Genomic DNA, 13871 nt, shown 5'->3' with positions numbered 1-13871 from the left:
TCTCCTTCGTATGCTCTTCGTTGCAACGGACCCCGCCGCAAAGGGCGGGGACCATTGGTCACCGTGATCTGCGTCCGGATCAGCCGCCGGCTTCGCACTTCTTCATGAACGAGGTCTTGGCGGCGCCCGCGAGCTTCTTGCCGTCGGAGCCGACGGCCTTGGCCGCACAAGCATCGGCCGTGCACTTCTTCATGAACGAGGTCTTGGCCGCACCGGCGAGCGGCTTGCCGTCCTTGCCGACCGCCTTGGTCTCGCAGGCATCCTGAGCAAAGGCAGAACCGGCGGCGAAGGTGGCGAGCGCGGCAATCAGAAACAATTTCCTCATCGTCATCTCTCCTTGGGACAAATAACGCGGCGGATCGGACCCTTAAATCTTGGCCCGATCAAGTTTCCTGTCGCTGCTATCACCTGAAATATCGCGTTACCTCCTGCGCTTGTCGCGCTGCGGTCGCTGCCGTGTCGCAAAAAAACGACGAGGGCGGTAGCTGCGTATGCCCCGGCGACGTCTCATGCTGCTTATGCCGCGCGCACCTCCGACAGGAAGAGCGTGACCTCGTCGGCGAGATCGCGGGATTGCGAGGACAATTCCCCGGCGGCGGACAACACCTCCTGGGCGGCGTTGCCAGTCTGGTCGGCCGCCTGCTGCACGCCGGCGATGTTGGCATTGACGTCCTGAGTGCCGCGTGCGGCGTCCTGGACGCTGCGCGAGATTTCCTTGGTCGCCGAACCCTGCTCCTCGATCGCCGAGGCGATGGCCATGCCGATCTGGTCGATCTCGGTGATGACGTGAACGACATCCTGGATCGCGGTCACGGTCTCGTCGCTCGCGGTCTGGATCGCTGCGATCTGCTCCGAAATCTCGGTGGTTGCCTTGGCGGTCTGTTCGGCCAGCGATTTGACCTCCGAGGCGACGACGGCAAAGCCGCGTCCGGCCTCGCCGGCGCGGGCAGCTTCGATGGTCGCATTCAGGGCCAACAGATTGGTCTGTTCGGCGATGTTCTGAATCAGGGTGACGACGTCGCCGATCTTCTGCGCGCCCTCCGCGAGCGATCGCGCGGTGTCGCCGGTGCGACGGGCGTTGTCGACCGCGCGCGCCGCGATCTGGGTGGACTGAGCGACTTGGCGGCTGATCTCCGAGATCGAAGAGGTCAGTTCTTCGGTGGCGCTGGCCACCGTCTGGACGTTGCCTGACGTCTGGTCCGACGCCGCCGCGACGAGGCCGGCCTGCCGATTGGTCGAGGCCGCGGTCGAGGACATCGATTTTGCGGTATTTTCCATCGCCCCGGACGCGCGGGTGAGGCCGCTGATCAGTTCGCTGACCTTCGCCTCGAACTTGCGGGCGAGCTCGTCCATCATCTGTGCGCGCCGCATCTTGACGTCGCTCTCGGATGCCTTCTCGGCCGCAAGCCGATCCGCGGTGATCATGTTGTTCTTGAAGACGCCGACGGCCGCAGCCATCGCGCCGATCTCGTCTTTGCGCGCCAGACCGGAAATCTCGGCACTGATGTCGCCTCCGGCGATACGTGACATCGAGACGGTCAGGTCGACGATGGGGCGGCTGATGCGGCGGCGGATCATGCCGATCAAGGCCGCGCTGGCCGCGACAAAGGCAACAAGCACGATGAGAGCGAGCGTGAAACTCACCCGTGCCGCAGAATAGGCGGCCGACAGGATCTGTTCGGCATGATCGTAAAACGCATCGCGCACTGCGATGATCGCGTTCAACCCGCGTTGCGATTCGACGAAGAAGGCGTCCGCGTCGTGCTCATACTTTCCGGTCGCGGCGCCATCCTTCACCATCTTCAATTCCTGGCCGAAGCGCTGCGTGTAGGCTTCGTTCATCCGCTCCAGTGCCGCGACGACGTTGGGAGGGGTTCCCGGACTGGTCCGCAACTGATCGAGCGTCAGCAGGATCTGATCGGTCCGGCCTTGCGTCCGGTACAAGTCCTTGATCTCGGCCTCAGTGGCACTGCGCTTGGCCCCGACCAGCGCCTTGTGGGTGCTCGCATTGAGGCCGCCGATGTCGCGCAACGTCCAGGCGACATTCGCGTAGGTGGCCTGCCGGTAGGCGTCGCCGTCGAGCAGCGCGAGCTTGCGAACCTGGCCGTCGAGCAGGGCGGTGACGGCGGCGTTGAACTTGGAATTCTCGGCAACGACGGCCTTGGCCGCATCGCGGCGGGTTTCGGCGGCGCCAGCCATGGCGCGATCCATCATGTCGCGCAGCGACGAAAACCGGGTCTTCAACGCATCGATGTCGCCGCCGAGCGCGGCGCTTTCGTCAAGAGCGCTGGACAGCGATCTGCGGAGCTCAAGCATCTTGGTGACCGCGCCATCGGTGTTCTTCCGATAGGTCTCCAGATCGCTTCGCATCTTGGGATCGATGGCGGGCGGCCCAAACAGGATGTTGGTGGTGAAGCCGCGCTCGGAATTGAGATAGCGCGGAATGTCTCCGACCGCCCTGACGATCGCGAGCCGTTCTTGCGCAACCGAGACCTGCTGCATGGTCTGATATTTCGCGGTCGCGACGTAAAGCGCGAGGCCGCCGCCGACCGCCGAGAGCGAAACGACGGAAATCGTGAGCAAAGTGCCGAGCTTCATGCGACTGGACCACCACGGTAAAAGACGCGTTAAGGCGGAACCGTAAGTTGCGGGTATTAATCGCCGGTTATCCTTGCCGAGTTCTGCGACCATAACGCGCAGTGGTAGGGAGCCTTTCTCCCCACGTCTCCCGTCCGGCGGAATCAGCGGACTAGGTTCGCAGCCGGTCCAGAAGATCGAGCGTCGCCTGGTCCTTCTCGCCTCCGTAATATTTGTCGATCGCCTGGGCGAAGATCGGCTGATTCGCCACCGCGTCGAACAACGTCATCGACGAGCGGAATTTGATGTCGTCGGGCGAGCCAAGAATGGCGTGAATGGTCTTGCCGCTCACCTCGAGCACGAGGCGCGTGCATTCGAGGAGCCGCGAACCAAGGATGGGATGGGCGAGATACGCCTCAGCCTCCGCGCGCGAGCGGATGGCGTAGCGTTGGGCCATGGCGGAAAAGCCGAGGCCGGCAACCTGCGGGAAGATGAACCACATCCAGTGGCTCTGCTTACGGCCCGCGGCAAGCTCGGCGACGACATGTGAATAGAGTGGGTCCTGGGCTGCGACGAAGCGGTCCAGATCGAAGGCGGATGTGGTCATGACGGGTCTAACCCCTTGTTTCAAAATTGAATTTCAAGTGGACGGGGCTGAAAGCCCGGCCATGCGCCTCCTCTTGAGGGGCGGCAAGTTTTGCTGTCATCGGGCGACCTTGGTCTAGATTATGCCGCACTCTTGTCCTTCCTATGTCACGACGAGTCGAATCCCCCTGGGGTCGGTCGCCTTCGCCAGGTGAACCGATGGGGGCATACTGGGGTTGCGATGGCTTCTACCGAAGCAAGCGTAGACATGCTGCTGACGCGTGACCGCTTCGGACGGTCCGAGGTCGTCGCGCTGTTGCTGGCCGGGCTTGCCATTTCTGCGGGGGCCGCCGCCTGGATCGGCGCCGATGCCGATCGGGCGCCGTTGGCCGCCGCTGCGATTCCGACGGCCCCTCAGATCTCCTTCGAAACGCGTTTCGCGCCGGCAGCTGCCTCGGCCACCGCCTATTCCGAGAAAGACGCCATTCGGGCGCTTGATCGCTTTGCCTCGCGCGGCTTCGACCGGCAGCTCCTCGATGCGCGCGCCGCGTTGGTGATCGGCATGGGATCGCGCAACAGCGGCTCCGGCGACACGGCCGCCGGCGATTGGCGGCCCGCCCTGACGGAAGGCACCGGCGTCACGATGCCGGCGCCCGGGGTGCCTCTGCCACGACCGCGACCTGTAGCGGCCAATCAGCCGACGAGCCTGCTGGCTTCGGCCGTGCCGGGCGACGTCGGGATGCCGGGCGATGACCGCTCCTTCCTGCAAAAGCTCTCGGATCTCTTGCCGAGCCCGGCCAAGCTCGCCTCCCTGACGCCGGACAGCGGCATCCGCCCCGGCGTGGATCTCGCGGCCCTCGGCTATGACCGCCAGACGGCGGTCTATGACATCACGGCAAAGATGGTCTATTTGCCGTCCGGCATCGGCCTTGAAGCCCATTCCGGCATGGGGGGGCTGCGGGACGACCCCGAGCACGTCAATCAGCGCATGGTCGGCGCAACGCCGCCTGCTACCTACGAGCTCAAGCCGCGTGAGAAGCTGTTTCACGGCGTTCGGGCCCTCCGCATGACCGCTGTAGAAGGCTCGGCGCTTGGGCGCGTCGGCCTGCTCACCCATAGCTACATGCTCGGTCCCGATGGCGATTCCAACGGCTGCGTGTCGATCCGGAACTATGATCGCTTCCTGAAGGCCTACGACGACGGCGAGTTCAATCGGCTCGTGGTCGTCACCAGGCTCGACAGCGCTGCGTTCACCAGGACCGCGCTGAAATCGGAGTAGTGATACCTTGCTGCGCCCCTGCGCGATCGCAGCGCCCAATCTCGTCGCCCGTCCCGGAGCTGGCCGATGAGCGATCCTGCAAGCTCTGAGACACGGCTGCGCACCACCTTCAACATCAAGGTCAACGGCAAGTCGGTCGCGATTTCGACGGTGGGACAGGCCTATCAGTTCCTGGCCAGCCTCAATGCGGTCGAATGGATGGAGTTCAGATCGCTGCACGGTCAGGCGGTGTCCGCGCTCGAGGCTGCCGCTGACAACGCGATCATGACAGTGCAAGCGACCAATGCCGTGCGCACGCTGTTCGTCCACGCGAAGATGTTGTGAGCGCGGGAAAGTCCGGAGCGGGGGCTGTCCGCCGTTCGCGGCGCTACTCATGACCGTCACCGTCTCGCGGCGCTGATACGCCCGAGTTATCGAAGCCGGGACCCTCACAAGATGGAGGGCGCAGGGAATGCCGGGTGAAGGCCTCACCCATGGCCCGCCTGCAACAAAGAAAGCAGGCGGCAGTCACCACAGGTTAAGCCGAACATCCGGCATTCCCTGCGCGATGGCTTTACGTCTTATACGCGCTCTCCTCAGGGACCGGCTCTCTTGCCCCTGTCCACGTGATGCGGAGCATCATCGCGCTGCGACAACGCGTGAACGCGTTGTGCAGGACGCCAGCACCGGGGCGCCAGGACCACACGATTTCGACGTCCGCAAAGCATCGTTCGTCCGCGCTCAATGAGCGCTGCCGATGTCTCGCGGCCACCGCCTCCCTGCCTCGCGTGTCGTGACGATCGCGCGCAACGCCCCTCCGTGGTGAGGCAGGATGGCGATAGAAAAACATGATTTCCGAAAATACGAAACAGGAAAATTTTTCGCGGCCAGACTGGACAGGCCGATTTGCGTTGAAATCGCTGGCGAACTTCGTGTTTCGGCGCGGGCGGTTTTGATATGCGATCTGACCGGGATAGCCATAAAATTCACGAACGACTATGACCGCTGCGGATCAAAGCGGCCATCGGTCCCGACCTGCTTACTTCTGGTCGAGGTCCGAAAGCCGACATCGCGGGCGCAGACCGGAAGGTCCGGGACGGGCCAAGCGACGACATCGCAGGCGTGTCATGATATGGGGAGGACGCCAACGGCCCCAGTCAATGAGATTCATATGATAACCGACCGAAACGTGCTGTCCGTTAATGTCGAATACGTCATTGACGCGAATGGCACGAAAACGGTTCTGGTGGTCGAGACCGACTTGCAGCTAGACCCTCCCGAAATCGATTTTGACAAGGCAGCAGTCGATGCGCTTTGCTCTGATCTAGAGCGGCATCGCGCGTCAAATCCCTACATCGACGCTGTCAGGCTCGTGAGAAGGCGGCTCGCGCCAGCTGAGCCGATAAGGCTAACCGGAACGCTCGGTGACCATCGAATTAGGACAGCCCCTAACTCAATCTAGAGGAACGGCTCATTCCATCGGATGCCCGCTGCACGGGCCTCATGCAGCCGTCGAACCCGTTCGCCGGGATGTCGGCTTGTTCACCGACAGCGGCAGAAGACCAGACATCCTCCGACCGCCGCTTAAGGCCAAACGCGGAAGTGGCTCTATTTATCGACCAGCGCGTAGCAGCTGGTATTTCCAATCTCGTTTCAACCCGCGCCTTAACGACCTTCCGCTCCAAGCTGGCGAAGAAAGCTGCGGTAATCAGTCCGCACCCACTCTTCGAGAAGACGACCTTTATCGTCAAACCGGAAGATGTTTGACAAATCCCAAATTACCCGTTCGCCGTTCGGAGGCAGAGGGCCGGCCGGTGAATGTGTAAACTCATGGACAAATCTTCCCTCGATCCACGTCTGGCAGGCTACGTAGTTGCCCTCGACGACGATGATACCCCGACGGATTGAGCGATCATCAAACGCTGCGCGTACGGACTTGAAGTAGTTGGTGAGCCCGCCGTAGTCCGTCTCGAAGCCGCCAGGTCCGTGGAAGCGGAAATGCTCCGTGTCAAAGTAGCTGTCAGTCTCTGACTGATCCCCACCGATGACTTCAAGTTCACCCGCCTTGACCAACCGGGCAACGAGTTCGTCGCGTGAGAAATTCACTGTCATCTCCCTTTAGACCGTTCACGCTCAATCTAGCGCTGGTCCCACTACAGACCAAGCCCATTGCGGAGGTCCGCTTCGGGTCAACAGCCGCCTGTCGGTCTCGTGATCGATTGCTTCCGGTCATGTCCGGGGTGCGGACTGCCGCCGCGCCCGACCGGGAAGTCGCAAATGGGCCAAAAGGCAACGAAGCACACTCGTCATATATGCAGGAGTCCGTAACTCAGGGCTGCACGGCGGTCCCATTCCATAGCCGAAATTCAACCGTCTCGTCCGGAGCGCCGTATTTCTGCCAGCTAAGCACTTCTTCGGCAGGATCATCGGTTATCCAAGCATCGCTTAGAACACCCGAAATCCGTATGATATTAATGACGCTGAGATTTCCGATGAGATCAGCGAGATAGCGTTCGACGGCGGTGACTTCGTCAATGCCCGACAAACCAGCAAGGATGCTCCCATGCGTGTGAGTGGGACATCCGTCGAAGCCCAGCGTCCAATCGCCGTCGGGACAGGTTACAAGAGATTTCAGCTGACCATCTGGGCTGACGTATTCGCCAATCGGCATCCAGTATGTTTCCACTCGTCGAAGCGGCCAAGCTCAAGGGGACGCGAACAGGACTAGCTGTTCATCCGGATTTCGACAATGGTCCGCTCTGGGCCCAAGAGCCGACACGAGGATATCCCGGCGGCGAATCTCCCGGTCATTTTGGTAACTGGCACCGTTGGCAACTGACATCCGCGAGCGCCTCGAATACAGCCGGTGATCGCTCCAAGCGGGCGATTGTTCGGGCGCCTTCGAGGGCGGCTACCAACGCGGTTGCGGTAGAGGACGCGCGCGTGGGAGCGAAACCGCACCCTCTAAAATGCTCAGCGATTATCTCGGTCGAATCGACAAATCCGCGCGCGACCCGCTTGGTCAGCTCAGCATCGAGCGCGGGCAGCTCATTCGCCAGATTTTGCATCAGGCATCCATAACGGAAATCGGAGGCGACCATTTCAGCCGCGAATGTGCTGAAAATCTGATGAACAAAGGTCAGAGCGTCGCCCGTCGTATTCGCGGAGATATTCCGCAATACCGCAATCCTGCTCGCGACGTAATGATCGATTGCTTCTTCTGCGAGCTGTGCCTTGCCGCGCGGAAAATGAAAGTAGAACGACCCTTTCGGTGCACCGCTTTCTTCAATGATCTGGGTCAATCCAGTCGCTGTGTAGCCTTGGATGCGAAACAGTCGTTCAGCTGTGGCAATCGCGCGAGCGCGGGCGTCAGTCTTACGTGGCATGCCGTGAACGTAGCACCTTCCGCTTGACGGTACTATGGCGATTGCCATACTATGGTGATCACCATAGAAAGAATCTCGTGATGCTCCTCTACCAATGCCCGGACCAAGCGCCTGCACGCGGACAGTGCGCGCCGTGATGAGTCATCCAGTTGGTCTCAAGTCATCGGCGTCCCGACGAGCCCTCTTAGCGATGGGCGCGGCCGGTCTGGTCGCGGCTTCCCTTCGACCGGGCCGCGCAAATCCCATAGGAGAAACCGATTTGGCCACAGCAACATATGGCGAGGGTACGCTTCCCAAGGGGGTTCGCTCGCGCATGATCCATGGGATCAACGGCCTCGATGTCCATATTCTCGAGGCTGGTTACGAAAGCCGCGGCCGGCCGCTCGTGCTGCTTCTGCACGGCTTTCCGGATCTGGCTTATGGCTGGCGACACCTGCTCCCGCTATTGGCTGACGCCGGGTACCATGTGGTGGCGCCCGACCAGCGGGGCTTTGGCCGCACCACCGGTTGGGTGAACAGCTATGACACTCCGCTTGAACCCTACAGCCTTTTGAACATGACGCGCGACGCCCTCGGACTGGTTTCGGCGTTGGGGTATCGGCGCACGGCAATGCTCGTCGGGCACGACTTCGGCTCACCCGTGGCCGCTTATTGTTCGCTGGCGCGCCCTGACGTCTTTCCCTCCGTGGTGCTGATGAGCGCACCGTTTCCCGGTCCGCCGGCGTTTCCTTTCAACACTGCGGAAAGCGAGGCATCGTCGGTCCAACCGAACACCGAAAATCAAAAGCTGGCGGCCGCGCTGGCGGCGCTCGATCCGCCGAGAGAGTATTACCAACAATATTTGAGCACACGGGGAGCGAACGATGACATGTGGCACCCCCCTCAAGGTCTACATGCGTTTCTTCGTGCATTTTTCTACGTCAAGAGCGCCGATTGGCCGGGAAACAAGCCGCATCCGTTGAAGGCGCGAACCGCCACAGAACTTGCAAAGATGCCCACCTATTACGTCATGGATCTTGGCAAGACGATGCCCCAGACCGTCGCTCCATTCCACCCTTCCGCAGCTGAGGTCCAGGCCTGCAAATGGCTGACTGAGCCGGAACTCGGAGTGTACACGGAGGAGTATGGCCGCACCGGGTTTCAAGGCGCCCTGCAGGCTTACCGGGTCTATTCCGATCCTGACCTGAACGCTGAGTTGCGCCTGTTTTCGGGCAAGACGATCGATGTCCCGTCGCTCTTCATCGGCGGAAAGAGCGATTGGGGCACCTATTCGGCGCCGGGCGCGGTCGATCTCATGAGGACGAAGGCGGCGACGAGGATGAGCGGCATCGAGCTGATCGACGGCGCCGGTCACTGGATCCAACAGGAGCAGCCGGCTCGGCTCAGCACGCTCCTGCTCGCCTTCATCAAGGAGGTGGGTGGGGCGGATCACATCAGCGGTTTTGGATCTGGCGGCCGTTAGTCTCGGATGACGCGATCACTTTTGTTTTGTTGATCACACCGGCCAACATGCGTCGCGTCTGCCCTTAGTTGCCTCGCCTTCGTCCAGCTTGCGTCAATCAGGCCATGGTTGCGCGTTAATGAGTCCGCGCCCTCGTTGTCAAACAACGCGGAGGCATCGCCGGAGATGGGACAGGACAAATGATCCGTCCGGCGGGAATCTAAGAAACCCGCTTTTGCTTCTGCAATCAAATATAGACGGTCTTGGACTCGCTCGATGCGGTCTTCTCTGAGACACTTCGAACGTCGGTCGACGTTGGTTGACAGAGGGAACATGCATGATCGTCGATGATGATCGCCACGATAGCGATGCGGCTCCACTCATGAATGGCAGCCTGTTGCGCACGGTCTGCGCGTGGCTCTGTTGACGGTTTGATACGGCGGTCGCGACGCCGGCGCGTCGCGGCATCGGCAGGCGATGCCTGCTCATCTCGATATTTGGTGCAATCCAACACACGCGCACTGCCGGCTGGCGGCGCGAATGCCGGTTGTCGTCCTTATCCAGGCGGTGCCGGCATCCAGGCGGTGCCGGCGTGTGCTGATGAGGACAAAGCGAGGAAACAATGACGGCCAAAGAGTCAGCGATCAAGTTTGCCTATTGGGTGCCCAACGTTTCGGGCGGCCTGGTGATCTCCAAGATTCCGCAGCGGACGAGCTGGGACATTGGCTACAACAAGCGCTTGGCGCAGATCGCCGAAGAGAGCGGATTCGATTACGCGTTGAGCCAGATCCGCTTCACCGCCGGCTACGGCGCGGAGTATCAGCATGAATCGGTCTCGTTCAGCCATGCGCTGCTCGGAGCGACCACGCGGCTGAAGGTGATCGCGGCGATCCTGCCGGGACCCTGGCATCCGGCGGTGGTCGCCAAGCAGATCGCGACCATCAACCATCTCACCGAAGGCCGCGTGGCGGTGAACATCGTCAGCGGCTGGTTCCGTGGCGAGTTCGCCGCGATCGGCGAGCCCTGGCTCGACCATGACGAGCGCTACCGCCGCTCCGAGGAGTTCATCCGCGTGCTGCGCGGCATCTGGACCGAGGACAATTTCAATTTCCGCGGCGACTTCTATCGCTTCACGAATTATTCGCTGAAGCCGAAGCCGATCGATCCGCAGCCGGAAATCTTCCAGGGCGGCAGCTCGCGGGCGGCGCGCGACATGGCCTCGCGGGTGTCCGACTGGTACTTCACCAACGGCAATACGGTCGAGGGCATCAAGGCGCAGGTCGACGACATCAGGGCCAAGGCGAAGGCCAACAACCATTCGGTCAAGATCGGCGTCAACGCATTCGCGATCGCGCGCGATACCGAGGCCGAAGCGCAGGCCGTGCTGAAGGAGATTCTCGATCATGCCGATCCGGAGGCCGTCAACGCCTTCGCACATGAGGTGGCCAACGCGGGCAAGGCCTCACCGGAACGCGAGGGCAACTGGGCCAAATCGACCTTCGAAGATCTCGTTCAGTACAACGACGGCTTCAAGACCAACCTGATCGGCACGCCACAGCAGATTGCCGAACGCATCGTCGCGCTCAAGGAGGTCGGCGCCGATCTGATCCTGCTCGGCTTCCTGCATTTCCAGGAGGAGGTCGAGTATTTCGGCAAGCACGTGATCCCGCTGGTGCGCGAGCTCGAAGCCAAGGAGAGCTCCAAGGCGGGCGCGCGCGCCCAGGCCGCCGAGTAGGCGAGGGAGAGCCGCTTTGTCGGGATTGGCGACATGGATGGATGTGCTGGCCCTCGAGACGTATGCCCCGGGGACAGCGCGTCAGCTGCTCGCGGCGGAGGCGGCCGAACTGCCGGCTCGTGCGGACGTCCGCAGCCCGCGTCCGGTGCTGCGGCTCGCCAATATCTCGCTGTCGTTCGGCGGCGTCAGCGCCCTCCGGGACATCGATCTCGACGTCGCGGAGGGCGAGATCAGGGCCATAATCGGCCCGAATGGCGCCGGCAAGAGCTCGCTGCTGAATGTCGTCAGCGGGCTCTACCGGCCGGATGCCGGCGCCGTGTGGCTTGGCGATCGTGAGTTCCGTCAGGTGCCGACGGCGAGGCTGGCGAGCCATGGCGTTGCCCGCACCTTCCAGAATCTCGCGCTGTTCAAGGGATTGTCCGTCTTCGACAACGTGCTGATGGGCCTCGCGCATCGCGTCCGCGCCGGCTTTGTCCGCCAGATCATCGGTTCGCCGCTGGCGCGGCGCATCGAAGCAGAGAATCGCGTCGCCGCCGACGCGGTGATCGGTTTCCTGCATCTCGCCGATGTGCGGCGCCGGATCGCCGGCACGCTGCCTTACGGCCTGCAGAAGCGGGTCGAGCTGGCGCGCGCGCTGGTGGCTCGTCCACGCCTGCTGCTGCTCGATGAACCCTTTGCCGGAGTGACCCTGAGCGAGAAGCAGGAGCTGGCGCAGCACGTCCGCAATGCGCGCGACAGCTACGGCACCACGATCGTGCTGATCGAGCACGACATCGGCATCGTGATGGAGCTCTCCGATCACATCGCGGTGCTCGACTATGGCCGCAAGATCGCAGATGGGCGGCCGGAGGAGATCCGCGCCGATCAGGCCGTCGTGGACGCCTATCTCGGCGTCGCTCATGAGGACGAAGCGGAGCTTGCGATCTGATGTTCGACTATCAATTCCTGATCGAAGTCCTGATCGGCGGGCTGCTCTCCGGCGTGATGTATTCGCTGGTCGCGATCGGCTTCGTGCTGATCTACAAGACCTCGGGCGTGCTCAATTTTGCGCAAGGCGCGATGCTCCTGTTCGCCGCCTTGACCTTCGTCAGCCTGGTCGAGCGCGGCACGTCGTTCCCGTTGGCGCTCTTGGCGACGCTCGCGATCATGGTCGGGCTCGGTGTTGCGGTCGAACGCGCCGTGTTGCGGCCGCTGATCAACCAGCCGCCGATCACGCTGTTCACGGCGACGCTTGGTCTGTCCTATGTGATCGAGGGGACCGCGCAACTGGTGTGGGGCACTCAGGTGCACGGGCTCGATATCGGGGTCAGCGACACTCCCTTTGATGTCGGCGGGGTTTTCATCAGCCGCTTCGACCTGTTCGCGGCCGCAGTCGCCGGCAGTCTCGTCGCGCTGTTCACGCTGTTCTTCCGCTACACGCGCACCGGGCTCGCCTTTCGCGCCGTGGCCGACGATCAGTTTGCTGCGCTCGCAGTGGGGCTGCGGCTGCCACGGGTCTGGGCCGCAGTGTGGACGGCGGCCGGGATCGTCGCGCTGGTCGCCGGCTTGTTGTGGGGGGCGCGGCTCGGCGTGCAGTTCTCGCTGTCGCTGGTCGTGCTCAAGGCCCTGCCGGTGCTGGTGCTCGGCGGCTTCGACTCGATCGCCGGCGCGATTATTGGCGGGCTCCTGATCGGCGCCATCGAGAAGCTCGCGGAGGTCTATGTCGGGCCGTTCTTCGGCGGCGGCATCGAGGCTTGGGCGGCCTATGTGGTGGCGCTGGCGCTGCTCCTGGTGCGCCCGTCCGGCCTGTTCGGCCAGAAGCTGGTCGAAAGGGTGTAGCCGTGACGATGATCCTCGATGCGACCGTGACCCCGACGAAACCGTCGCTGCTCAAGGCCAATTTGCTCGGCGTGGTGATCCTGCTCGTGCTGGCTTACGGCCTCGTGCCGCTGATCGGCTCGGACTATCTGATGGATGCGGTGCTGACGCCGTTCCTGGCGCTGGCGCTCGCGGCGGTCGGGCTCAACGTGCTGACCGGCTATGCCGGGCAGGTGTCACTGGGCTCCGCGGCGTTCCTCGCTGTCGGGGCTTATGCTGCCTACAATCTCAATCTTCGCGTGCCGGAGCTGCCGCTGCTCGCCGACATCGTGCTGGCGGGAGTGGTCGCCGCCCTGTTCGGCATCATCTTCGGCCTGCCCAGCCTGCGGCTGCGCGGCTTCTACCTGGCCGTCTCGACCTTGGCCGCGCAGTTCTTCGTGCAGTGGGCGCTGACCAAGTTCGGCTGGTTCTCAAACGACAATCCATCGGGCGTGATCGACGCGCCGGTGATCCGCATCGGTCGTCTCACCTTCACAAGCGCGATCGGACGCTACGTCTTTACGTTGACCGTCGTCGCGTTCGCGACCGCACTGACCGCCAGGCTCCTGGCCTCGCAGACCGGCCGCAACTTCATCGCGGTGCGTGACCATGAGGTGGCGGCGAAGGTGATCGGGGTGCCGCTGTTGCGCACCAAGCTGCTGGCCTTTGCGGTGTCCTCGTTCCTGATCGGCGTCGCGGGGGTGCTGTGGGCCTTCGCGTATCTGCGCACGGTCGAGCCGGCCGGCTTCAACCTCGATCGCTCGTTTCAGATCCTGTTCATCATCATCATCGGCGGGCTCGCCTCGCTGCGTGGCGCCTTCGTGGGCGCGGCCTTCATCGTCGCGTTTCCGCTGCTGCTGTCGCGGCTCGGAGCTGCGCTGCTTGGCGGCCTGTTCGACTCCGGCGTGCTCGAAATGAGCCAGCGCATCGTGATCGGTGCGCTGATCATCGTCTTCCTGATCGCCGAGCCGCGCGGGCTGATCGCGTTGCTCGATCGGGCCTGGGCCTCGCTGCGTCGCGCCAAGCCGCAGACCACCGCAACCTGACGACAGA

At 62.6% G+C, this 13871-nt stretch carries 13 protein-coding genes; 7 read left to right on the top strand and 6 right to left on the bottom strand.

Annotated elements, in window-relative coordinates; all coding sequences use genetic code 11:
* Nucleotides 1-79: 79 nt before the first annotated feature.
* From QXZ85_RS29055 to QXZ85_RS29045, 3 genes are all read right to left on the bottom strand, one after another.
* Nucleotides 80-325: a hypothetical protein gene (locus tag QXZ85_RS29055; RefSeq protein ID WP_315703581.1), complete on the bottom strand. Its 246-nt coding sequence runs from the start codon at nt 323-325 to the stop codon at nt 80-82.
* 191 nt (nt 326-516) lie between these two features.
* A complete protein-coding gene (locus tag QXZ85_RS29050) occupies nt 517-2598 on the bottom strand; it encodes a methyl-accepting chemotaxis protein (RefSeq protein ID WP_315768867.1) in 2082 nt (693 codons plus the stop codon).
* Nucleotides 2599-2749: 151 nt separating this feature from the next.
* Nucleotides 2750-3184, bottom strand: a complete 435-nt coding sequence (locus QXZ85_RS29045) for a DUF1810 domain-containing protein (protein ID WP_315703583.1) — start codon at nt 3182-3184, stop codon at nt 2750-2752.
* A gap of 219 nt (nt 3185-3403) precedes the next feature.
* Here QXZ85_RS29045 and QXZ85_RS29040 point away from each other — a divergent pair, with 219 nt between their 5' ends.
* Together QXZ85_RS29040 and QXZ85_RS29035 are read left to right on the top strand one after the other, a co-directional pair.
* The gene (locus QXZ85_RS29040) at nt 3404-4441 is read left to right on the top strand and encodes a DUF2778 domain-containing protein (RefSeq protein ID WP_315703584.1); all 1038 of its coding nucleotides are present in this window, start codon (nt 3404-3406) and stop codon (nt 4439-4441) included.
* A gap of 66 nt (nt 4442-4507) precedes the next feature.
* On the top strand, nt 4508-4765 hold the full coding sequence (locus tag QXZ85_RS29035) for a hypothetical protein (RefSeq protein ID WP_315703585.1): 258 nt from the start codon (nt 4508-4510) through the stop codon (nt 4763-4765).
* Nucleotides 4766-6085: 1320 nt separating this feature from the next.
* Here QXZ85_RS29035 and QXZ85_RS29030 read toward each other — a convergent pair.
* From QXZ85_RS29030 to QXZ85_RS29020, 3 genes are all read right to left on the bottom strand, one after another.
* Nucleotides 6086-6526, bottom strand: coding sequence for an ester cyclase (locus QXZ85_RS29030; protein ID WP_315703586.1), 441 nt, complete (start codon nt 6524-6526; stop codon nt 6086-6088).
* Between the two features lie 223 nt (nt 6527-6749).
* Nucleotides 6750-7091, bottom strand: coding sequence for a hypothetical protein (locus tag QXZ85_RS29025; RefSeq protein WP_316175354.1), 342 nt, complete (start codon nt 7089-7091; stop codon nt 6750-6752).
* 136 nt (nt 7092-7227) lie between these two features.
* Nucleotides 7228-7806 carry a TetR/AcrR family transcriptional regulator gene (locus QXZ85_RS29020; RefSeq protein WP_315703588.1) on the bottom strand — a complete coding sequence of 193 codons (579 nt, stop codon included), beginning with the start codon at nt 7804-7806 and terminating at the stop codon, nt 7228-7230.
* A gap of 259 nt (nt 7807-8065) precedes the next feature.
* Between QXZ85_RS29020 and QXZ85_RS29015 the strand changes: the two genes are divergently transcribed.
* The 5 genes from QXZ85_RS29015 to QXZ85_RS28995 all read left to right on the top strand — a co-directional run bounded on the left by QXZ85_RS29015 (nt 8066) and on the right by QXZ85_RS28995 (nt 13864).
* Complete coding sequence (locus QXZ85_RS29015) at nt 8066-9268, top strand: alpha/beta hydrolase (protein WP_315768871.1); 1203 nt, start codon at nt 8066-8068, stop codon at nt 9266-9268.
* A 601-nt stretch (nt 9269-9869) separates the two neighbouring features.
* Nucleotides 9870-10982, top strand: coding sequence for a dimethylsulfone monooxygenase SfnG (gene sfnG / locus QXZ85_RS29010; protein ID WP_315703590.1), 1113 nt, complete (start codon nt 9870-9872; stop codon nt 10980-10982).
* Nucleotides 10983-11019: 37 nt separating this feature from the next.
* Complete coding sequence (locus tag QXZ85_RS29005) at nt 11020-11910, top strand: ABC transporter ATP-binding protein (protein ID WP_315703591.1); 891 nt, start codon at nt 11020-11022, stop codon at nt 11908-11910.
* Nucleotides 11910-12800, top strand: coding sequence for a branched-chain amino acid ABC transporter permease (locus QXZ85_RS29000; RefSeq protein WP_315730935.1), 891 nt, complete (start codon nt 11910-11912; stop codon nt 12798-12800). The genes QXZ85_RS29005 and QXZ85_RS29000 overlap by 1 nt, the downstream gene beginning before the upstream one ends.
* An 8-nt stretch (nt 12801-12808) precedes the next feature.
* Nucleotides 12809-13864: a branched-chain amino acid ABC transporter permease gene (locus tag QXZ85_RS28995; RefSeq protein WP_315704266.1), complete on the top strand. Its 1056-nt coding sequence runs from the start codon at nt 12809-12811 to the stop codon at nt 13862-13864.
* Nucleotides 13865-13871 lie beyond the last annotated feature (7 nt).

It is taken from the genome of Bradyrhizobium sp. SZCCHNGR1005, assembly GCF_032489995.1.
Lineage (GTDB): Bacteria > Pseudomonadota > Alphaproteobacteria > Rhizobiales > Xanthobacteraceae > Bradyrhizobium.
Note: the sequence above shows the minus strand (reverse complement) of the source record. Positions and strands in the feature narration are given on the sequence as shown.